Here is a 20,496-nt window from a genome sequence, read left to right as displayed (position 1 = left end):
TAAATGAAGACGCTTTCAAATTCCATTTCAGACACTTTTGAATATGAAAGGGGGCATTTTTTTGTTTCAAAAATTGCTTATCGCCAATCGCGGCGAAATCGCACTTCGGATCATTCGAACTTGTAAACGGCTCGGGATTCAGACAACCGCCGTCTACTCTGAAGCGGATGCGGAGTCCCTGCATGTTAAAGCTGCAGATGAAGCCTGGCTGATCGGCAAACCGCGGGTCAGTGAAAGCTATTTAAATATCGAAAAAATCATCGAAACCGCTAAAAAAGCGGGGGTCTGTGCCATCCACCCGGGATACGGCCTGCTTTCCGAGAACAGCCGTTTTGCCGAAAGATGCCTGCAGGAAAATATCACGTTTATCGGTCCGCCGCCTGATGTGATCGCCAAAATGGGAAGCAAAATTGAAGCGAGACAAGCGATGGAACAAGCCGGGATTCCCGTCGTTCCCGGCGTGACAAAAAGCTTGGCCGGTCTGAATGAAGCCAAGGCTCTTGCCGAATCCATCGGCTATCCCGTGATGCTCAAGGCTTCTCTTGGAGGCGGAGGCATCGGAATGCAGCTGATCCGCAATGAAAGCGAATTAGCAAAAGCATATGAAGGCAGCCAAAAACGAGCCGCCGATTTTTTCGGAGACGGGGCTATGTACATTGAGAAATATATCGAAGATGCAAGACATATCGAGATTCAGATTTTAACAGACGAATACGGAAATGCCGTCTATCTTTGGGAACGGGACTGTTCGATTCAGAGACGCCAGCAAAAAATCATCGAAGAAGCACCTGCTCCGTTATTCGATGAAAACATGCGCGCGAAGCTCGGTGAAGCGGCCGTGAAAGCCGCGCTGTCGATCGGCTATGCCAACGCCGGGACAATCGAGTTTTTAGTAGACAGCAAGAATCATTTTTATTTTCTCGAGATGAATACCCGCCTGCAGGTCGAACACCCGGTGACAGAGGAAATTACAGGGCTCGACATTGTCGAAGAACAGCTCAATATCGCAGCAGGAAAAGCGCTTCCGTATAAGCAAAAAGACATTCGGCGGGACGGACATGCGATCGAAGTCAGAATCTGTGCCGAAGATCCGAAAACATTTTTCCCTTCGCCGGGACGGATCACTGACCTTAAGCTGCCTGAGCACCCGAATGTCCGTCATGAATGCGCAGCAGCCCCAGGTATGAACATTACCCCGTATTACGATCCGATGATCGCCAAGATGATCGTCAAAGGAAATAGCAGAGATGAAGCTATCCGCACATTGGCCGAAGCGCTCTCACAATATCAAGTGAAAGGCATTAAAACAAACATTCCGCTGCTTGAAGACATCGTACGTTCTGGCGAATTCCGAAAAGGCGGGGTCCAAACCGATTTTATCAGTCGCTATCAGTCAAAATGAAATCAAGGAGGCGTGCCATGAATACTGTTGTCACCAATATGGCGGGAAACGTATGGAAAATATTAGTGAAGGCAGGAGACAAAATCGAAAAGGGGCAGGAAGTCGCCATTTTAGAATCGATGAAAATGGAGATTCCGATTGTCGCCGAAACGGCCGGCACCGTCAAAACCGTCAGAAAAAACGAAGGTGATTTTGCCGATGAAGGAGACGTCTTATTGGAGCTTCAATAAGGTCTGGAGGATAGCAAATGAACGTACCGAAGAAAATTTTCATTAAAGAAGTCGGGCCGCGCGACGGTCTGCAAAATGAAGAAACCGCACTCTCGACAGCCGATAAAATCACCTGGATCGACATGCTTTCCCAAACAGGGCTTTCATATATCGAAATCACTTCATTCGTCCATCCTAAGTGGATTCCTGCACTGTCTGATGCCCTTGACGTCGCCAAAGGCATTAACCGGAAGCCGGGCGTCACCTACGCAGCCCTCATTCCGAACCGAAAAGGGCTGGAACGGGCTCTCGAAGGGGGGATCGATGAAGCTTCTGTTTTCATGTCGGCAAGCGAGACACACAACCGGAAAAATATTAACAAATCGATCGGAGAAACGCTTCCCGTCTTACAGGAAGTCACCGGGGCAGCGAAACAAGCAGGCCTCACCGCCAGAGCCTACTTGTCCACCGTATTTGGCTGTCCTTATGAGCATCACGTTCCATTGGAGCAAATCATACGCATCTCTGAAGCGCTGTTCGACATGGGGATCGACGAACTTTCTCTCGGAGATACGATCGGCGCAGCAAATCCCGTACAAGTTCAAAGAGTGCTTGACGTACTTTTAAAACGCTTTCCAAAAGAGAATATCGCCCTTCATTTTCATGATACGAGAGGGATGGCGCTCGCCAACATGATCGCAGCGATGGATATGGGAATCACCGTATTTGACGCATCATGCGGCGGGCTGGGCGGCTGTCCTTATGCACCGGGAGCCACGGGAAATGCGGCAACTGATGATTTGATTTACATGTGCGCCCAGATGGGCATCGAAACCGGAGTTGATCTCAGTAAGCTGCTTTCAGCTGCCAAATGGATCGAAGACAAAACCGGAAGAGAGCTGCCAAGCCGAAATTTGCAGGCGGCGAAATCAAAGAATTTCTTTTCATAGATTGAGGAGGAGGAAGACCGAATGGAGCCCAATGTTCTTTATTCCATCAACGAGCAGGCGGTCGCCGTGTTGACGTTGAACAGACCGCAGGCTGCAAATGCCCTCTCGCTCGGACTTCTCGACGACCTTCAGCATATCCTTCGCGATATCCGTTCAAACCCGGCCATCCGCTGTGTCATTATAACGGGAACAGGGGACAGGACGTTTTGTGCAGGTGCTGATTTAAAGGAGAGAGCCCGCATGAGCCCCACAGAAGTGAAGCAGGCCGTTTCCATGATTCAACAAGTGGTCAGCGAGACGGAAAAACTGCCGCAGCCCGTCATCGCTTCATTAAACGGAAGCGCTTTGGGAGGAGGGCTGGAGCTTGCATTGGCGTGCGACATCAGGATCGCAGCCGAACATATTGAACTCGGTCTCCCCGAAACAACGCTTGCGATCATTCCCGGGGCAGGGGGAACACAGCGGCTGCCCCGCTTAATCGGCAGGGGAAAGGCAAAAGAAATGATCTATACCGGCTGCCGCATCAGCGCCGAAGAAGCGCAAAAGATCAGCCTAGTTGAACATGTCGTTCCGCTTCAAAAGTTAAAGGAAACGGCCGAAAGTATCGCAGCGAACATCGCAGCGAACGGACCGGTGGCCGTCAGACAGGCGAAGTTCGCTATCAATCAAGGGCTTGAGACAGATATCGAAACTGGACTCGCGATTGAACAAAAAGCTTATGAACTGACGATTCCGACGAAAGACAGAACAGAGGGGCTGAAAGCTTTTACAGAAAAGCGGAAGCCGTATTATACGGGAGAATAAAACGAACGGGGGGACAGCCGATGCCGGCCGAAAAGGAATTGTATGAACGCGTCCGCCGGATTCAGGAAGGCGGAGCGCAAAAATACCATGAATCCAATGAGAAAAAAGGAAAATTATTTGTCAGAGACCGATTAAAGCTGCTGCTTGATGAAGGCCTCGACCTTGAGGACGCGTTTTTTGCAAATTGCATGGCTGACGGGCTTCCGGCAGACGGAGTCGTCACGGGAATCGGAAAAATCGGCGGCCGAACCGTTTGCGTCATGGCTAATGATTCAACGGTTAAAGCAGGATCATGGGGAGCGAGAACCGTCGAAAAAATCATCCGCATCCAAGAAACAGCCGAAAAGCTGAATTGTCCGCTTCTTTATTTGGTCGATTCGGCAGGCGCAAGGATTACGGATCAAGTTGACATGTTTCCGGGGCGAAGAGGAGCAGGGCGGATTTTTTATCAGCAAGTCAAATTATCCGGACGCATCCCGCAAATCTGTCTTTTATTCGGGCCTTCAGCGGCAGGCGGCGCCTACATACCGGCTTTTTGCGATATCGTCATCATGGTCGAAGGTAATGCCTCGATGTATTTAGGCTCACCGCGCATGGCGGAAATGGTGATCGGCGAAAAAGTGTCGCTTGAAGAAATGGGCGGCGCGCGAATGCACTGTTCTGTTTCAGGCTGCGGAGACATTCTTGCTGAAACGGAAGAAGATGCGATCAAGTCGGCGCGCCAATATCTTTCCTACTTTCCGCCGAACTACACCGAGAAAGCGCCTGTCATTGAAGCGAAACCCGCCCGTCCGTTTGACCGGTCATTGGAGGAGATCATTCCGAAAAACCAAAACGCACCGTTTCAAATGATGGATTTAATCGATCGGATCATTGATGAAGCATCTTTTTATGAGATCAAAAAATTGTTCGCGCCAGAGCTGATTACCGGCTTGGCAAGGATTCACGGGCAGCCTGTCGGCATCATCGCCAATCAGCCTCGGGTTAAAGGCGGTGTGTTGTTTCACGATTCGGCAGACAAAGCTGCAAAGTTTATCAATTTGTGTGATGCCTATCATATCCCGCTGCTGTTTCTGGCTGATATCCCCGGCTTTATGATCGGAACGAAAGTGGAGAGGGCGGGAATTATCAGACACGGTGCGAAAATGATCTCAGCGATGGCCGAAGCAACCGTGCCGAAAATATCCGTCATCGTCAGGAAAGCTTATGGCGCAGGCTTGTATGCGATGGCTGGACCGGCCTTTGAGCCTGACTGCTGTCTGGCGCTGCCTACGGCTCAGATTGCCGTGATGGGGCCGGAAGCAGCGGTAAATGCCGTTTATGCCAAAAAAATCGCACAATTGCCTGAAGAAGAGCGGTCCGCCTTCATCGCCGAAAAACGGGATGAATACCAAAAAGACATAGACATTTACCGGCTTGCTTCAGAAATGATTGTCGACGGGATCATTCCGGCCGATTCGCTTCGTACGGAACTCATCAAACGGCTGAATGCATATATGACCAAATCCATGATATTTACGGAACGGAAGCATCCTGTTTATCCCGTCTAAAGGCCAATGAAACGAAAAGGGGGAAACGGTATGGCCGAAAAAGCGGTTTGGCTGCCTGATCCGGAATTTGTAAAAACGACCCGGCTGTTTCAATGGATGACAGCTCTCGGTTTTTCCGACTATGATGATTTTTTGAAAGCAAGTACAGACGATATCGCCTGGTTCTGGGAAGAAGCCGAAAAAGCGCTCGGCATCAGCTGGTACAAGCGGTACAGCCAAACATTGAATCTCGATAAAGGCATAAAATGGCCGAAATGGTTTTCCGGCGGACGCTTAAATGCCGTTTGCAGCGCCGTGGAAAAATGGTCCCGACAGCCTGATACGGCCGGCAGGACGGCTCTCATCTGGGAAAGTGAAGACGGAAAAACAGAACGGATCACCTATTCTTCTTTACATCAAAAAGTCGCCCGTGCGGCGGCAGGCTTTAAAAAACAAGGCATATCAAAAGGGGATGTCATTGCGATATACATGCCGATGATCCCGCAAACGGTCATCGCCATGCTCGCCGCCGCTAAAATCGGCGCGGTATTCTCACCGGTTTTTTCAGGCTACGGCGCTCATGCGGCAGCCGCAAGACTCAGCGCTGCCGGAGCAAAAATTCTTGTCACAGCAGATGCCTTTTTGCGAAGGGGAAAGAAGGTCTGTATGAAGAAAGAAGCTGACAAAGCAGCAGACCTTGCCCCCACTGTCCAAAAAATTGTCGTCTGCCGGCTTCACGATGGCGAACAAGATTGGAATCATAAGAGAGATATAGACTGGAATGAATTGATGAAAAGCGATCCTCTCCAGATTACAGAAGAAATGGACAGTTCAGATCCGCTCATGCTGCTTTACACATCGGGCACGACAGGACAGCCGAAGGGAGCGGTTCATACCCACGCCGGTTTTCCGCTGAAAGCTGCATTTGATGCGGGCTTCGGGATGGATGTCAAACAAGGGGACACGTTTTTCTGGTTTACAGACATGGGCTGGATGATGGGACCGTTTTTAATATTCGGGGGTCTCATCAACGGAGCGGCAGTTTTGCTGTATGACGGAGCACCGGACTTCCCGGCCCCGGATCGGCTGTGGGAGCTTGTCAGCAGACATCGGGTGACACATCTCGGCGTCTCTCCGACACTCATTCGCTCGCTGATGCAGCACGGCGAAGATTTTCTCCATCAAAGCGACCTGAGCAGTCTGAAGGCAATCGGCTCAACGGGCGAACCATGGAATTATGAACCGTGGATATGGCTTTTCCGCCATGCCGGAAAAGAACGAATTCCTATCTTTAATTATTCAGGAGGAACGGAAATTTCAGGCGGCATTTTGGGCAATGTGCTCCTCCGGCCGATCACGCCGATGACGTTTAATTCGCCTCTGCCCGGCATGGCGGCCAATGTCTTCAATGAAAAAGGGGAGGAAGTCGTCAATGAAGTCGGGGAGCTTGTCCTGACAAAGCCGTGGGTCGGCATGACGAACGGTTTTTGGAAGGAGCCGTCCAGATATGAAAAAGCATATTGGAGCCGCTGGACTGACGTCTGGGTGCACGGCGACTGGGCAAAACGGGATGAAAACGGGTACTGGACGATCAGCGGACGTTCTGATGATGTGATCAATACTGCCGGGAAAAGGATCGGTCCCGCCGAAATAGAGTCCGTACTTGTCGGCCATCCGGCGGTGGCGGAAGCAGGCGTTATCGGCGTTCCGGATAAGCTCAAAGGTCAGGCTGCCGTCTGCTTCGTCGTCCTCACACAGTCGGAAAAGCCGTCGGAAAAACTAAAAGATGATTTGCTGAACCTCGCCGCTGATGCGATCGGTAAAGCGATCAAGCCAAAAGCGGTTTACTTTGTCAGCGGTTTGCCGAAGACGAGAAATGCAAAAGTGATGAGACGGCTGATCAGAGCTGCCTATTTGAACGAGCCGGCAGGCGATTTGTCAACATTGGAAAACCGTGAAACATACGATGAAATTGCCGGCCTTTCAGCGCAAAAAAATCTGTAGTATACTGGATAAGGCTTGCAGACTAAGAAGAAGGACACGTCCTTCCTCTTTTTATTTTGAAGAAGTTCGAATGATCAAAACTCACATTCTGACGATGACCGAACCGCCGCCTGCCGTGCAGACGCGATTCTGCTGCTCTTCAATTGAACGCAGCAGCTTATTGTTGCATTCCATGAGTTTGACCAGCAATTCCATTTGATCTTCGAGATTTTTCAGCCTTTGATTCATCTGCTGAGAAGATTGGCCGGTGTGCATTTGCGGGGCTGAAGGCGGATAAAACTTTTGAGAATTCCATTTTGAATACATAGAATAGGCCTCCATCATCTTAACTGATATATCTTATCGTATGATCCTAAAATCGCAACGTTCGCCTAAATCAAAACGAGAGGAAGCAAAACATGTACTTGACGATAAAGGAAACCGCAGAATATTTAACGCTTTCAGAAGCATATGTTGAACAGCTTGTGAGAGAAAAGAAAATCCGCACCGTCTTCGACGGACAGCAGCATTTAATTAACAAAGAACAATTCAATACCCACATGGAACAGATGGAAAAGTATAAAGCGTGGGCGGAATCCGTTCTGAACGAACCCATCCCCGAAGATCCGGATGTTAAAGATGAAGATTAACCAGAGAGAACGATAATTTCATTATGTAAACTAGATACGATTCTATGAAATGTTCGCACGACTCTATCATGACGTGTGAACGGGGCATTTCGTAAAAAAAGACACAATATAGGAAATGAAAGGGATGAAAGAAGCCCTATATATAAAGTTTTCTATGATTTTATTTCATTTCCGAAACAATCACGTTCATTTTTTGTTCAAAAAGTGTTATCATTTAGTAGTGAAAAATACAGCGTGTTTTGAGATTGCGGGTTTTCGGGAATTCCAGACTGAAAACAGCAATACAAACACAAAAGGGGAGAACCTTTTTGCGGACTTGTTTGTGCACAAATTCACAAACTATGAAAAAAGGGGTTCCTTCAAAAAACAGCACATCGCTTATTGAAAAGGAGAATTGGTTATGCCGGAAACAATCGATCAAACAGCTGATCAAACAAACGAATCTGTAAGCCAAAGCCAACGCGATCTTATCGATCAACTGCTAAAACCTGAAGTACAGGAGTCTTTGACTACTTTAGTCGACCAGCTTCCAAAGCTGACAGAACTGGTCAACATTTTGACAAAGTCTTACGATTTCGCACAATCCGTTGCAACTGATGAAGTATTAAAAAATGATACGGTCGGTGCCATTACAGAAATTCTTGAGCCTGTCAAAGATACGGCAAAAGAACTCGCGGCTACCGCCATTGAAGCAAAAGACCGCGCTGACGAAAGCAATGAAGTCATCGGACTTTTCGGTTTGCTGAAAATGCTTAAAGATCCGCAGGCCCAAAAGCTGTTCCGCTTTGTTCAAAGCTACCTGCAAATCATGTCAGAACGCGAAAAACAAAAATAATCACTATACATTCAGAATAAGGACGGAGGATTCACGATGTCAAAACATATCGTCATTTTAGGCGCTGGTTACGGCGGATTACTGTCTGCTTTAACAGTTCGCAAACACTACACAAAAGAAGAAGCAAAAGTCACAGTGGTTAACCAATACCCGACACATCAAATCATCACAGAACTGCACCGTCTTGCTGCGGGCAACGTGTCAGAACAGGCCATTGCGATGCCGCTTGCAAAGCTTTTCAAAGGAAAAGACATCGATCTTAAAATCGCCAAAGTCAGCACTTTCTCAGTTGACAAAAAAGAAGTCGCTCTTTCTGACGGCTCTACCCTGACGTATGACGCGCTTGTCGTCGGTCTTGGTTCTGTCACTGCTTACTTCGGCATTCCGGGACTTGCAGAAAACAGCATGGTGCTCAAATCTGCAAACGATGCAAACAAAATCTTCAAGCATGTTGAAGAGCGCGTGCGCGAATACGCGAAAACGAAAAATGAAGCGGATGCTACGATCTTAATCGGCGGCGGCGGACTAACAGGCGTCGAGCTTGTCGGTGAACTCGCCGATATCATGCCGAACCTTGCGAGAAGCTACGGTGTCGATCCGAAAGAAATCAAGCTGAAGCTTGTTGAAGCCGGTCCGAAAATCCTGCCGGTTCTTCCGGATGAGCTGATCGAACGTGCGACAAAGAGCCTTGAAAAACGCGGCGTTGAATTCTTGACAGGACTGCCTGTCACAAATGTAGAAGGAAACGTTGTTGATTTGAAAGACGGGCAAAAAATCGTCACAAATACATTTGTCTGGACCGGCGGTGTTCAAGGCAATCCGCTGATCGGCGAATCAGGTCTTGAAGTCAACCGCGGACGCGCAACTGTAAACGATTTCCTTCAATCCACATCACATGAAGACGTATTTGTTGCAGGAGACAGCGCCGTTGTCTTCGGTCCGGATGGCCGTCCGTACCCTCCGACAGCTCAAATCGCTTGGCAAATGGGCGAGCTGATCGGCTACAACCTGTATGCATACTTAGAAAACAAATCAATGGAAACGTTCAGCCCTGTCAACTCAGGCACGCTTGCAAGCCTTGGCCGCAAAGACGCAGTTGCCGTTATCGGCGCGAACAGCACATCTCTTAAAGGCCTGCCTGCTTCATTGATGAAAGAAGCGAGCAACGTCCGCTACCTGAGCCATATTAAAGGTCTGTTCAGCCTGGCTTATTAATGGAAATGAAGCGCTACTTATAGTTTAAACTATAAGTGGTGCTTTTTTTTGCTTTAAATTTGACGGGCAAATGAAAATATTGTGGTAAATTTGAACCAAAATCTATTGACAAAAAGAGGGACGCAGCGCATTATATGAATATAAAATAAAAATATTCATATGTTTATAAAACAAGGAGAGACTGACATGCCGAAATTTACCGAAAAAGAAAAGGAAGCGATCCGTTCAGCTTTAGTACAAAGCGGAAGGGAGCTTTTTGCGCAGCTTGGATTGAAAAAAACGAGCGTCGGAGAGCTGACAGCCTCGGCCGGAATTGCCCAAGGCTCATTTTATACATTTTTCGACTCGAAAGAGGAGCTATATTTTGAGATTTTGCAGCAGGAAGAAAAAAAGATCCGCGCCCAGCTTGAAGCCTTATTTTCTGAAAGCGGGAAAACATTTGCACAGTTTTTGCGTGAAGCATTGGCGGTGATGGAAGATAACCCGTATATTCGCCAAGTTTACGATGACAACTTACTTGAGACACTCTTCCGCAAACTCCCTGAAGAAAAGCTGCAGGCGCACTTCGCCAGCGACGAAGATTTTTTCAAGCCTTTAATTGAAATGGGCCAGGAAAAAGGCTGGCTTGTCAGAAAAAAACCGGAGACGATTATCAGCGTGATTCGCGCTATTGTTCTTTTATCCTTTCAAAAAACAAACATTGGGGAAGACCGCTACGACGAAACGATGGATTTGCTTATCGAATTGATCGGACAGGGACTTTCGGCCAAGGAGGATGCAGCTCATGATTGAAGTCAGCGGGCTTCGCTTCACATACCCCGGACAAAAAACGCCCGTATTGAAAGGAATCGACTTTTCCATTCAAAAGGGTGAAGTTTTTGGATTTCTCGGCCCTTCCGGCGCCGGAAAAAGCACGATTCAAAAAATATTAATCGGTATTTTAAAGCAATATGAAGGCCGGGTTTCTGTGATGGGAAAAGAATTGAATCAAGCCGACAGCTCCTTTTATGAGAAAATCGGCGTCGCTTTTGAATTTCCGAATTTTTATCAACGATTAACTGCGCTGGAAAACTTAAATTTGTTCCGTTCTTTGTATGCATCTGAAACCGAGGAGCCGGAAACGCTGCTCGCTTTAACGGGGCTTGAAGAGTACGGCCGGACAAAGGTATCCGCTTACTCAAAAGGCATGAAAATGAGGCTGAATTTTTTGAGAGCCCTGATCAATCAGCCTGATCTTTTATTTCTAGACGAACCGACCTCAGGGCTCGATCCCGTGCATGCCAAAACATTAAAACAGCTTATCCTGAAAAAAAAGGCGGAAGGGAAGACGATCCTGATCACCACGCACCACATGCAGACAGCTGAAGAAATCTGCGACCGCGTCGCTTTCATCGTTGACGGCAGGGTGGCTTTGATTGATTCTCCGCGCGCCTTGAAAGTGCAAAAAGGAAAAAGGCACGTAAAAGTGGAATACCGCAACCGCAGGCAGCTGGAAACCGCTCAATTCGACCTTGATCAGATCGGCAGCAGCCCGGAATTTTTGAACTTGATCAAAGAGCACCCTGTGGAAACCATCCATTCCCAAGAAGCGTCGCTTGAAGACATATTTATCGATGTGACAGGGAGGCGTTTAAGTTGAGGATCTTGTCAGCGATTTCCCATGATATCAAACTTCAGTTCAAGCACGGTTTTTATTATGCCTATTTGCTGATCAGCGCGGTGTATATCGCCGTATTGCTGTTTCTTCCGGCTGATTACAGGGAGGCGGCCAACATTGCCTTGACATTTTCAGACCCGAGCTTCCTGGGGTTTTTCTTCATCGGGGGTCTTGTTTTACTGGAGAAAGGGCAAAACATCCATGACAGCCTGTTTGTCACGCCGCTAAGTGCAAGTGAGTATATTCTTTCCAAAACGGCATCCTTGTCCGTTTTGTCTCTCGGATCGAGCATGTTCATCCACAGCAGCGTGTTCGGCTATGGAACAAATTCCGGTTTGTTCGCTTGCGGCGTGCTGTTCACTTCATTTTTCTTCACGATGATCGGCTTAGGTTTGGCGGTGCGGTGCGAAACGTTAAACGGATTTTTCTTTTTGTCTTCTTTGAGCACCTTTGTGTTCGTTCTGCCTTTGTTTGAAACAGCGGGCATTTGGAGCAGCCCGCTGTTTTACGCTCTGCCGTCAAAGGCCTCATTAATGCTGTTAGGTTCCGCGTTTACCGGCCTTCAGCAGTGGGAGCTCATCTACGCGATTTCCACTCTTTTGTTGTGGAATGGAGCCGCGTATTTGTGGGCGAGGCATTCACTGCAAACGTTCATCACATTAAAGCTTGGCGGAGGTGATACACGATGATGAAAATCATTCAGCTGGTACGCGGAGATATGAAACAGATCAGGCGTGATTCAATGCTCGCTTTTTACGGTCTGGCGCCTTTTCTGCTCATCGTTGTGACGGCAGCAGGCATTCCTTTGTCAGCGGAAATGACGGCATTCAATATCACCCCATACCGTCATTTGATCATGAGCTTTGCCATGCTGTTCACCCCCCTGATTCTCGGCATCATGTCGGGGTTTATCCTGCTTGATGAGCGCGACGAAAATATGATTCAGTATTTTGCCGTGACACCCTTGTCGAAGCGCGGATATGTCATGATCCGCCTCATCCTGCCGATGGCGCTCACTTTTTGCTACAGCATTTTGCTGTTTGCATCCGGAGGTTTAATGGCGCCCGGCTCTGTGTACCTTTTGTTCGTCCTGATTATGGTGACGCTTCAAGCCCCGATTTACACGCTGCTTTTAGCCGCTTATGCTTCGAACAAAGTGGAAGGGCTTGCTTTAATGAAAGGGTTCAGCCTGCTCACTCTTATGCCGGCCGCGGTTTATTTTATTCCTTTGCCGTGGCAGCTTCTCGGCGTTTTCACACCGACCTACTGGACAGCGAAAACGTACTTGGCAGGAACTTCTCACGAAGGGCTTGTTCTCGTTTTCGGATTCATCGGAGTTGTGCTGCATGTCATGATACTGCTGCTTTTATACCGGAGGTTTTTGGTGAAAACCGACCAATAGGAGTATATCCCGCCGCGTTTTGCAATAAAGTATTAAAACATCAGCGGGAGGCGGGATATTCTATGAAGAAAAATATGAAGCTTTGTCTGTGTATGATCATGATCTTTATATTGACGTTGGCCGGCAGCATAGACGGCTTGGCCGCCGGGGAAAAAGGCGGCGGCCTCAAAGGGCAAATCGATCAGCTGTTAAAGACCGAACCTGATTTAAAAGGTGCACTCGCAGGCATCAGCGTCAGATCCGCAGAAAGCGGGAAATTGATATACGGCCATATGAACGATACACGGATGAGGCCGGCATCCAATCTGAAGCTTTTAACGGCAGCAGCTGCCTTTTCCGTCTTGGGCGAGGACTATACCTTTCCCACAGAGGTGGTGACAGACGGCGCGCGAGCCGGTAGCACACTCAAAGGCAGCCTTTATATCAAAGGAAAAGGCGATCCGACGCTTTTGAAAGCGGATTTTCAGCAAATGGCCGAAGCACTCCGAAAACAAGGGATCACAGTCATCCGGGGAGACTTGGTCGGCGATGATTCCTGGTATGATGATGTCCGCTACTCTCAAGACCTTTCCTGGAGCGATGAAGACGCATACTACGGAGCGCAAATCTCGGCTTTAACGGCTTCGCCAAATGAAGACTATGATGCCGGAACAGTCATCATTGACGTGAATCCTGACGGCAAAACCGGAAAAAAACCGGCTGTATCGCTCACCCCGCAAACGAACCATGTCAAAATCGAAAACAATGCCAAAACCGTTGCCGCAGACGGAAAAAAAGAGATTACGATTAAAAGGGAACACGGCGGAAATACCATCCAAATCAAAGGGACGATTCCACAAGGCGCTTCAAGGGTCAGACAATGGGTTGCGGTTTGGGAGCCGTCAGAATATGCACTCGATTTATTTAAACAGGCTTTACAGCAACAAGGTATTCGAATCCTGGGAGAGACTAAAACCGGCAAAGTACCAAAAAAAGCGCGCCGCATCACCTCACATCAATCCATGCCGCTTTCAGAGCTGATGATCCCCTTTATGAAGCTCAGCAACAACGGCCATGGCGAAACACTGATCAAGGAAATGGGAAGGGCCGCGAGTCGTGAAGGAAGCTGGGATCAAGGTCTGGAAGTGTTAAATAAAGAACTGCAGGGATTTGGAATGGACACAGAAAAGCTCGTTCTCAGAGACGGCTCAGGCATCTCGCATATCAATTTGATTTCTGCCGACCAGATCACAAAGCTATTGTATTCCGTTCAAGAGGAGAAATGGTTTCCGTCGTTTGCCCGTTCACTCCCGGTTGCGGGAGAAAGCGACAGAATGGTCGGCGGCACATTAAGAAACCGGCTGAAAGACCCGGCTCTAAAAGGCAGAGTCAGAGCGAAAACAGGTTCTCTTTCAACCGTCAGTACATTGTCGGGCTATATCGATACTGCAAGCGGCAAGACATTGATTTTCTCCATTCTTCTCAATCAGCTCGCGGATGATGAGAAAGGAAAGGATATTGAAGACAAAATCGTTCAAATATTAGCTTCTTCATGACATCTCCCATTGCGACAGGCAATGGGTTTTCTTTATTGAAAAGGCTCTCCATTCACTTCGTACTTTTTTCAGCTGCGGCCATATAATGCTAAGAGATTTCTATAAGTTTAACAGCAGGCAGGGGGAAATATATGAACATTTTGCTGGCTTATTATCGATACTCTCCACATACAAACGGCCCTTCTACCTATATTGATATCCTTCGAAAAAGCTTAGAAGGAAAAGGGCATTCTGTCGATTTAATGTCGCACGATACCCGATGGCTCAACATTCAGGTCGCCGATCAGCAGCCGGCCGATAAACACCGATTAAAACATGAGCTGATATACCGTCTTCAAACGGCTTACACCGCAAAATATCCCCTGTGGATATATTGGCGTGAAATGGAGCGCTACAGTTTGGAACAAGCTGTTAAACAGTTTGATCTAGAAAAGTATGACTTGATCCACTGCCACGATTTTATGACGGCAAGAGCACTGGCCCGTTCCAAACCTCAGCACACGCCTTTAATCGTTTCCCTCCATAACTTTAAATATCACGAAGCAAAGATTACCGGGGAATATGGCGAGAAAAGCGGCCAGGAACAACAATACATGAAAATCGAAGAATGTTTGGGAGCAATGTCCGGAGACGTTGTGGCCGTTCCGTGCGAATGGCTGAAACACGAGCTGATTCAAATTGGTGTGACGCCTTCGAACATCCGAGTCATCCCGTATGGAATTGTAAAAACACCTTTTATCGAAAAGAAAAGTCATCTCCCAAAAAGCCGCCGGCATCAAGGAAAAAAGATCATTCTCTGTCCGGCGCGGCTCGTTCCGGTGAAAGGACACCGCTACTTGATCGAAGCGCTTTATAAACTGCGGTGCGAAAGGGATGATTTTCACTGCCTTCTCGCAGGCGAGGGTCCGGAGCTCGAAACTCTGCAAAGCCTGTCCGAAAAGCTCGGTATCGCGTCGGCGGTCTCTTTTCTCGGAAAGCGAAAAGATATACCCGACTTAATGAATATTAGTGATGTCATTGTTTTGCCGTCGCTTCACGATACATTTCCGCTCGTCATCCTGGAAGGGCAGTTCTCCGCAAAACCTGTGCTGGCGGCAAACGTAGGCGGGGTAAAAGAAATCATTGACGACGGTGCGGACGGATTGCTTGTTCCCCCGGCAGACAGCGAAGCGCTTGCTGAAAAGCTGCGCCTGCTGCTTGACGATGACAAGACCCGGAAAAAATTGGGCCGCCAAGCGTTTCAAAAAGCTATGAAACATTGGGATATCAGCTTTCACATGAGGTCGATCGAAAACCTGTATCAAACATTCGAGACACAAAAACGCGCAGTGGGGTCCTGCAAAAGTCATCGAAAAGAACAGGGGCTGGACCTGGAAATCCTCGAACAAATCGGTGAAAAGAAAAGGTCAGAAGCGGAGTACACGATAGCCGGGGAAATCCCGCAACACCTCAAAAGCCAACTTGAAAAAGAGGAACATTACATTCATGCTTATGATATGTCAGGCGTTTTACTGCAGACAAAAGCGGTCGATTCGAAAGGGTGCTATGAATTTCACCAGCTCCCCCGAGGCCGCTACGTCTTGAAAAGCACCATCGAAGCATTCGGCAATCAGTTCGTATCCCTCGGCTGATGATAAATACTTCTGCGCAAACCGGCTTTTTAGCCGGTTTTTTATATAACAGTTTTCATTTTATTTGACTTTATTATAATACAGATTCAAATAAGAAAATTGCTTCAAACAACATCCTATATTAGGAAAAACGCGATGTTCAAAGAACTTTCTCAAATTTGTTAACTATTTCACATAAATATGTGATTTTTATCACATTCAAAGCTGTTATATTGAACATAAGATATATATGCAACAACTGTTATATCATTTCAACTTGAAAAGAGGGGGATTTAAATGGAACAATGGAAAGGTTTCACCACAAACGTTTGGCAAAAAGAAGTCAATGTCCGCGATTTTATTCTCTCGAACTTTGAGCCATATCAAGGTGACGAATCGTTTCTCGAACCTCCGACGGAAGCTACATCGGCATTATGGGATCACGTAATGGACTTGACAAAAAAAGAGCGTGAAAACGGAGGCGTCCTTGATATGGATACAGAGATCGTCTCAACGATCACCTCGCACGGTCCCGGCTATTTGGACAAAGACTTGGAAAAAGTCGTCGGCGTTCAAACCGATGAGCCGTTTAAACGGTCGCTTCAGCCTTTCGGCGGCATTCGCATGGCGAAACAAGCATGTGAATCCTATGGTTTTGAATTGGATGAAGAAGTGGAAAGAATCTTTACCGATTACCGCAAAACCCATAACCAAGGCGTGTTTGACGCGTATACGGACGAAATGAAGCTCGCCAGAAAAGTCGGAATCATTACCGGACTGCCTGATGCTTACGGGCGCGGACGCATCATCGGTGATTACCGGAGAGTGGCGCTTTACGGCGTGGATTTCTTGATCGATGAAAAGAAAAAAGATGCGGCCGGCACCTCTCGGGTGATGTCTGAAGAAAACATCCGCCTTCGTGAAGAATTGTCAGAACAAATCCGGGCATTGAACGAACTTAAAGCGCTTGCAGCAAGTTATGGATTTGATATTTCCGAGCCTGCAGCAAATGCGAGAGAAGCATTTCAATGGCTGTATTTTGCCTATTTGGCTGCCATTAAAGAGCAAAACGGAGCTGCAATGAGCCTTGGCCGCGTGTCCACGTTCCTTGATATTTACATCGAAAGAGATTTAAAAACAGGCGCATTAACTGAACAAGAGGCCCAAGAACTAGTCGACCATTTTGTCATGAAGCTGCGCTTGGTCAAATTTGCGCGCACACCTGACTACAATGAATTGTTCAGCGGCGATCCGACGTGGGTAACAGAATCAATCGGCGGAATAGCGCACGACGGACGCGCACTCGTCACGAAAAACTCGTTCCGTTTCCTGCATACGCTTGACAATTTAGGTCCGGCGCCGGAACCGAATTTAACCGTCCTTTGGTCTGTCAGGCTGCCGCAAAAGTTTAAAAACTACTGTGCCAAAATGTCTATTAAAACAAGCTCGATCCAATACGAAAATGACGATATCATGCGTCCAGAATACGGTGATGACTACGGCATCGCCTGCTGTGTATCGGCAATGGCAATCGGCAAACAAATGCAGTTCTTCGGAGCACGCGCCAACTTGGCGAAAGCGCTTTTATATGCGATTAACGGCGGAAAAGACGAAAAGCATAAAATGCAAGTCGGTCCGGAAATGCCTCCGGTTGCTTCCGAGGTGCTGGACTATGACGAAGTCATGCATAAATTCGATCAGACGATGGAATGGCTTGCAGGCTTGTACATCAATACGCTCAATGTCATTCACTACATGCATGATAAATATTGCTATGAAAGAATTGAAATGGCGCTGCACGACACGGACATTTTGCGGACGATGGCCACCGGGATCGCCGGCTTGAGTGTTGTGGCCGATTCGTTAAGCGCTATCAAATATGCCAAAGTCAACGTAGTTCGCGATGAAAACGGCATTGCCGTCGATTTTGAAACAGAAGGCGACTTTCCGAAGTACGGAAATAATGATGACCGCGTCGACGCGATCGCCGTTGACATTGTCAAGCGCTTTATGAAAAAACTGCGCAAGCACCAGACATATCGCCAGTCCGTTCATACGATGTCCATTTTAACGATCACGTCAAACGTCGTTTACGGCAAGAAAACCGGAAATACGCCGGATGGACGCCGCGCGGGAGAACCGTTTGCACCAGGCGCGAATCCGATGCACGGCCGCGATACTAAAGGGACGCTTGCATCGCTGTCTTCAGTGGCAAAGCTGCCTTACAGCTATGCGCTCGACGGCATATCCAACACCTTTTCGATCGTCCCGAAAGCGCTTGGCAAAGACGAAGAGAGCCGCGCCGTCAATTTATCAAGCATCCTTGACGGGTACGCCGCAAAAACAGGGCATCACTTAAATGTTAACGTATTTAACAGAGAGACATTGCTCGACGCCATGGAACATCCAGAGCAATATCCGCAGTTAACGATTCGCGTCTCAGGCTATGCGGTCAACTTTATTAAGCTGACGAAAGAACAGCAGTTAGACGTCATCAGCCGTACCTTCCATGAATCGATGTAACGAGCATAAAGCGGAGCGCGGCCGAGGCGCTCCGCCCATAAAAAGAGGTGATCTTCATCATGGATGGAAATATTCATTCGATCGAAACATTCGGCACCGTTGACGGTCCGGGCATCAGATATGTCGTCTTCACACAAGGCTGCCTGATGCGCTGTCAATTTTGCCATAATGCTGATACATGGGAAATCGGAACCGGAAAACAAATGACGGTTTCCGAAATCGTTCAGGATGTCCAGCAATATCTCCCGTTTATTCAAGCATCAGGCGGAGGCATCACCGTTAGCGGAGGCGAACCGCTTTTACAATTGCCATTTTTAATCGAGCTGTTCAAAGCCTGTAAAAGCCACGGCATACACACGGCGCTCGATTCGTCCGGCGGATGCTATTCGGCGGCGCCGGCATTTCAAGAGCAGATTAAAGAGCTCATCCAGTATACAGACCTTGTTTTGCTTGATCTCAAGCATATCAACAGAAAAAAACATATCAACCTGACAGGAATGCCGAATGACCACATATTGGATTTTGCCCGGTTTCTCGCTGATCATCAAGTCCCCGTCTGGATCCGTCATGTACTCGTTCCGGGGATCTCTGATATCGATGACGATTTAACGGCACTCGGCACGTTTATCGGCACGCTGGCAAACGTTCAGAAGGTGGAGGTTCTTCCTTATCACAAACTCGGCGTCTACAAGTGGGAAGCGCTTGGCCTGGATTATCCGTTAAAAGGGGTTGAACCGCCAAGTGCTGCCCGGGCCGAAAACGCATACAGACTGCTCACCGCCCACTTGCAAGGCGGAACTATGCTGCAAGAAACATAAACCCTTTTAACCGGACAGACTTTTTCCAACAAAAGCTGTCCTTTTTGTCTTACCGCACGACCGTATAAAAAATCCCTTTTTTTACAATAGTAAGATGAGAAAGATGCGCCTGCTGCGGCAGGCCGACAATAAAACAGCAAGGTGGGCGGGAAGCATGTATCATTTGTATTCTCACAACGACTTGGACGGAGTCGGCTGCGGAATTCTCGCAAAGGTGGCTTTTGGCGAACGGGTCGAGGTCCGCTACAATTCGGTCACCGGACTTGATATGCAAGTCGGGCGTTTTTTGGAACGGACAAAAGGAAAGGAAAAACAGCATGAAGGCCTGTTTATCACAGACTTGTCCGTTCATCAAGAAAATGAAGAAAGGCTGGACCAATATGCTGAAGCGGGCGGAAAGGTCAAACTCATCGACCACCATAAAACTGCGCTTCATTTGAATGAACGCTCTTGGGGCATGGTAAAAGTTCAATATGAGGACGGCAGGCTCGCGTCAGCGACTTCTCTTTTTTATGAATACTTAATAGACAACGGCCACATTCAAGAGACAAAAGCGATGGATCAGTTCGTCGAACTCGTACGCCTCTATGATACATGGGAATGGGAGCAGACGGACGCGCTCGAAGCGAAACGCCTGAATGACCTGTTTTTTATGGTTTCCATCGACGAATTTGAGGAAAAAATGGTCCGGCGTCTTAAAGAAAACGACACGTTTTCATTTGATGAATTCGAAGAAAAAATCTTGGATATGGAAGAAGAAAAAATTGAACGGTATATCCGCAGGAAACGGCGGGAAATCGTTCAGACCTTCATCCATGCCCACTGCGTCGGCATCGTGCATGCGGAATCCTATCATTCCGAAGTGGGGAACGAACTCGGGAAAACGTATCCGCACCTTGACTATATCGCCATCTTAAATATGGGCGGCAAAAAAGTGAGCCTTCGCACCATCCATGATGAAACAGATGTATCAGAAATCGCCGGCACGTTCGGCGGAGGCGGCCATGCCAAGGCAGCGGGGTGCCCGCTGACAGATGAAGCGTTCAAGCTGTATGTGACTGAACCGTTTCCGCTGGAGCCCTTGAGAGCGGATGCCTTTAAAAACGTCTATAATGTAAAAGAGTCGGACAACGGCAGCCTTTATATCAACAGGGACGAAGATCAGTTTTTTCTCTTTCCTGGAGAACACGGCTGGAACATTCAATTAAACGGCGTGACTCAGCATGAGACATTTACTTCATTCGAAGAGGCAGAACGGTTTATTAAAAGAAATTATGCTGCATGGCTCGCAAGGGATGAAGCATTTGTCCAATATTTGATGCAGCAGGTGAAACAGGCGATTCAAACGACAGGCTAAAGACTTCAACATGTCTT

General features: G+C 47.9%; 19 protein-coding genes. 18 read left to right on the top strand and 1 reads right to left on the bottom strand.

Annotated features, from left to right (window positions below; all coding sequences use genetic code 11):
- Nucleotides 1-61: 61 nt before the first annotated feature.
- From MST20_RS05780 to MST20_RS05755, 6 genes are read left to right on the top strand one after another with little or no spacing between them, the layout of a single operon-like run.
- Nucleotides 62-1,402: an acetyl-CoA carboxylase biotin carboxylase subunit gene (locus tag MST20_RS05780; RefSeq protein WP_243940704.1), complete on the top strand. Its 1,341-nt coding sequence runs from the start codon at nucleotides 62-64 to the stop codon at nucleotides 1,400-1,402.
- Between the two features lie 17 nt (nucleotides 1,403-1,419).
- Nucleotides 1,420-1,632, top strand: coding sequence for an acetyl-CoA carboxylase biotin carboxyl carrier protein subunit (locus MST20_RS05775; RefSeq protein ID WP_003182452.1), 213 nt, complete (start codon nucleotides 1,420-1,422; stop codon nucleotides 1,630-1,632).
- Between the two features lie 17 nt (nucleotides 1,633-1,649).
- Nucleotides 1,650-2,561 carry a hydroxymethylglutaryl-CoA lyase gene (locus MST20_RS05770; protein WP_243940702.1) on the top strand — a complete coding sequence of 304 codons (912 nt, stop codon included), beginning with the start codon at nucleotides 1,650-1,652 and terminating at the stop codon, nucleotides 2,559-2,561.
- 21 nt (nucleotides 2,562-2,582) lie between these two features.
- Nucleotides 2,583-3,365: an enoyl-CoA hydratase gene (locus tag MST20_RS05765; protein ID WP_243940700.1), complete on the top strand. Its 783-nt coding sequence runs from the start codon at nucleotides 2,583-2,585 to the stop codon at nucleotides 3,363-3,365.
- Between the two features lie 20 nt (nucleotides 3,366-3,385).
- Entirely contained in the window at nucleotides 3,386-4,915 is a 1,530-nt protein-coding gene (locus tag MST20_RS05760) for an acyl-CoA carboxylase subunit beta (RefSeq protein WP_243940698.1), read from the top strand.
- 30 nt (nucleotides 4,916-4,945) lie between these two features.
- Nucleotides 4,946-6,898 carry an AMP-binding protein gene (locus tag MST20_RS05755; RefSeq protein ID WP_243940696.1) on the top strand — a complete coding sequence of 651 codons (1,953 nt, stop codon included), beginning with the start codon at nucleotides 4,946-4,948 and terminating at the stop codon, nucleotides 6,896-6,898.
- Nucleotides 6,899-6,979: 81 nt separating this feature from the next.
- On the opposite strand, the gene MST20_RS05750 is transcribed toward MST20_RS05755, so the two are convergent.
- Nucleotides 6,980-7,204, bottom strand: coding sequence for a hypothetical protein (locus tag MST20_RS05750; protein WP_243940694.1), 225 nt, complete (start codon nucleotides 7,202-7,204; stop codon nucleotides 6,980-6,982).
- A gap of 92 nt (nucleotides 7,205-7,296) precedes the next feature.
- Between MST20_RS05750 and MST20_RS05745 the strand changes: the two genes are divergently transcribed.
- From MST20_RS05745 to MST20_RS05690, 12 genes are all read left to right on the top strand, one after another.
- The gene (locus MST20_RS05745; protein ID WP_145651984.1) at nucleotides 7,297-7,527 is read left to right on the top strand and encodes an excisionase family DNA-binding protein; all 231 of its coding nucleotides are present in this window, start codon (nucleotides 7,297-7,299) and stop codon (nucleotides 7,525-7,527) included.
- Between the two features lie 400 nt (nucleotides 7,528-7,927).
- The gene (locus tag MST20_RS05740; RefSeq protein ID WP_243940692.1) at nucleotides 7,928-8,362 is read left to right on the top strand and encodes a helical membrane plugin domain-containing protein; all 435 of its coding nucleotides are present in this window, start codon (nucleotides 7,928-7,930) and stop codon (nucleotides 8,360-8,362) included.
- A 36-nt stretch (nucleotides 8,363-8,398) separates the two neighbouring features.
- Nucleotides 8,399-9,577 (top strand): NAD(P)/FAD-dependent oxidoreductase, encoded by a 1,179-nt coding sequence (locus MST20_RS05735; RefSeq protein WP_243940690.1) that lies wholly within the window; start codon nucleotides 8,399-8,401, stop codon nucleotides 9,575-9,577.
- 186 nt (nucleotides 9,578-9,763) lie between these two features.
- A complete protein-coding gene (locus MST20_RS05730; RefSeq protein ID WP_243940688.1) occupies nucleotides 9,764-10,369 on the top strand; it encodes a TetR/AcrR family transcriptional regulator in 606 nt (201 codons plus the stop codon).
- Complete coding sequence (locus MST20_RS05725; protein WP_243940686.1) at nucleotides 10,362-11,216, top strand: ABC transporter ATP-binding protein; 855 nt, start codon at nucleotides 10,362-10,364, stop codon at nucleotides 11,214-11,216. The genes MST20_RS05730 and MST20_RS05725 overlap by 8 nt, the downstream gene beginning before the upstream one ends.
- On the top strand, nucleotides 11,213-11,923 hold the full coding sequence (locus MST20_RS05720; RefSeq protein ID WP_243940684.1) for a fluoroquinolone export ABC transporter permease subunit: 711 nt from the start codon (nucleotides 11,213-11,215) through the stop codon (nucleotides 11,921-11,923). The genes MST20_RS05725 and MST20_RS05720 overlap by 4 nt, the downstream gene beginning before the upstream one ends.
- A complete protein-coding gene (locus MST20_RS05715) occupies nucleotides 11,920-12,636 on the top strand; it encodes an ABC transporter permease (protein ID WP_243940682.1) in 717 nt (238 codons plus the stop codon). Before MST20_RS05720 ends, MST20_RS05715 begins: the two co-directional genes overlap by 4 nt.
- Before the next feature lie 62 nt (nucleotides 12,637-12,698).
- Nucleotides 12,699-14,171: a D-alanyl-D-alanine carboxypeptidase/D-alanyl-D-alanine endopeptidase gene (gene dacB / locus MST20_RS05710; RefSeq protein WP_243940680.1), complete on the top strand. Its 1,473-nt coding sequence runs from the start codon at nucleotides 12,699-12,701 to the stop codon at nucleotides 14,169-14,171.
- 131 nt (nucleotides 14,172-14,302) lie between these two features.
- Nucleotides 14,303-15,802 carry a glycosyltransferase family 4 protein gene (locus tag MST20_RS05705; RefSeq protein WP_243940679.1) on the top strand — a complete coding sequence of 500 codons (1,500 nt, stop codon included), beginning with the start codon at nucleotides 14,303-14,305 and terminating at the stop codon, nucleotides 15,800-15,802.
- A gap of 276 nt (nucleotides 15,803-16,078) precedes the next feature.
- The gene (pflB, locus tag MST20_RS05700) at nucleotides 16,079-18,304 is read left to right on the top strand and encodes a formate C-acetyltransferase (RefSeq protein ID WP_243940677.1); all 2,226 of its coding nucleotides are present in this window, start codon (nucleotides 16,079-16,081) and stop codon (nucleotides 18,302-18,304) included.
- A 59-nt stretch (nucleotides 18,305-18,363) separates the two neighbouring features.
- Nucleotides 18,364-19,122, top strand: a complete 759-nt coding sequence (pflA, locus tag MST20_RS05695; RefSeq protein ID WP_243940676.1) for a pyruvate formate-lyase-activating protein — start codon at nucleotides 18,364-18,366, stop codon at nucleotides 19,120-19,122.
- Between the two features lie 154 nt (nucleotides 19,123-19,276).
- Nucleotides 19,277-20,479, top strand: a complete 1,203-nt coding sequence (locus MST20_RS05690; protein WP_243940674.1) for a DHH family phosphoesterase — start codon at nucleotides 19,277-19,279, stop codon at nucleotides 20,477-20,479.
- Nucleotides 20,480-20,496 lie beyond the last annotated feature (17 nt).

The organism is Bacillus sp. B19-2, from assembly GCF_022832475.1.
Taxonomy (GTDB): domain Bacteria; phylum Bacillota; class Bacilli; order Bacillales; family Bacillaceae; genus Bacillus; species Bacillus paralicheniformis.
Note: the sequence above shows the minus strand (reverse complement) of the source record. Positions and strands in the feature narration are given on the sequence as shown.

Coding starts and splice junctions, on each gene's coding strand:
- MST20_RS05775 (WP_003182452.1), top strand. CDS start 1,420: ATGAATACTGTTGTCACCAATATGGCGGGAAACGTATGGAAAATATTA.
- MST20_RS05770 (WP_243940702.1), top strand. CDS start 1,650: ATGAACGTACCGAAGAAAATTTTCATTAAAGAAGTCGGGCCGCGCGAC.
- MST20_RS05765 (WP_243940700.1), top strand. CDS start 2,583: ATGGAGCCCAATGTTCTTTATTCCATCAACGAGCAGGCGGTCGCCGTG.
- MST20_RS05760 (WP_243940698.1), top strand. CDS start 3,386: ATGCCGGCCGAAAAGGAATTGTATGAACGCGTCCGCCGGATTCAGGAA.
- MST20_RS05755 (WP_243940696.1), top strand. CDS start 4,946: ATGGCCGAAAAAGCGGTTTGGCTGCCTGATCCGGAATTTGTAAAAACG.
- MST20_RS05750 (WP_243940694.1), bottom strand. CDS start 7,204: ATGTATTCAAAATGGAATTCTCAAAAGTTTTATCCGCCTTCAGCCCCG.
- MST20_RS05745 (WP_145651984.1), top strand. CDS start 7,297: ATGTACTTGACGATAAAGGAAACCGCAGAATATTTAACGCTTTCAGAA.
- MST20_RS05740 (WP_243940692.1), top strand. CDS start 7,928: ATGCCGGAAACAATCGATCAAACAGCTGATCAAACAAACGAATCTGTA.
- MST20_RS05735 (WP_243940690.1), top strand. CDS start 8,399: ATGTCAAAACATATCGTCATTTTAGGCGCTGGTTACGGCGGATTACTG.
- MST20_RS05730 (WP_243940688.1), top strand. CDS start 9,764: ATGCCGAAATTTACCGAAAAAGAAAAGGAAGCGATCCGTTCAGCTTTA.
- MST20_RS05725 (WP_243940686.1), top strand. CDS start 10,362: ATGATTGAAGTCAGCGGGCTTCGCTTCACATACCCCGGACAAAAAACG.
- MST20_RS05715 (WP_243940682.1), top strand. CDS start 11,920: ATGATGAAAATCATTCAGCTGGTACGCGGAGATATGAAACAGATCAGG.
- dacB (WP_243940680.1), top strand. CDS start 12,699: ATGAAGAAAAATATGAAGCTTTGTCTGTGTATGATCATGATCTTTATA.
- MST20_RS05705 (WP_243940679.1), top strand. CDS start 14,303: ATGAACATTTTGCTGGCTTATTATCGATACTCTCCACATACAAACGGC.
- pflB (WP_243940677.1), top strand. CDS start 16,079: ATGGAACAATGGAAAGGTTTCACCACAAACGTTTGGCAAAAAGAAGTC.
- pflA (WP_243940676.1), top strand. CDS start 18,364: ATGGATGGAAATATTCATTCGATCGAAACATTCGGCACCGTTGACGGT.
- MST20_RS05690 (WP_243940674.1), top strand. CDS start 19,277: ATGTATCATTTGTATTCTCACAACGACTTGGACGGAGTCGGCTGCGGA.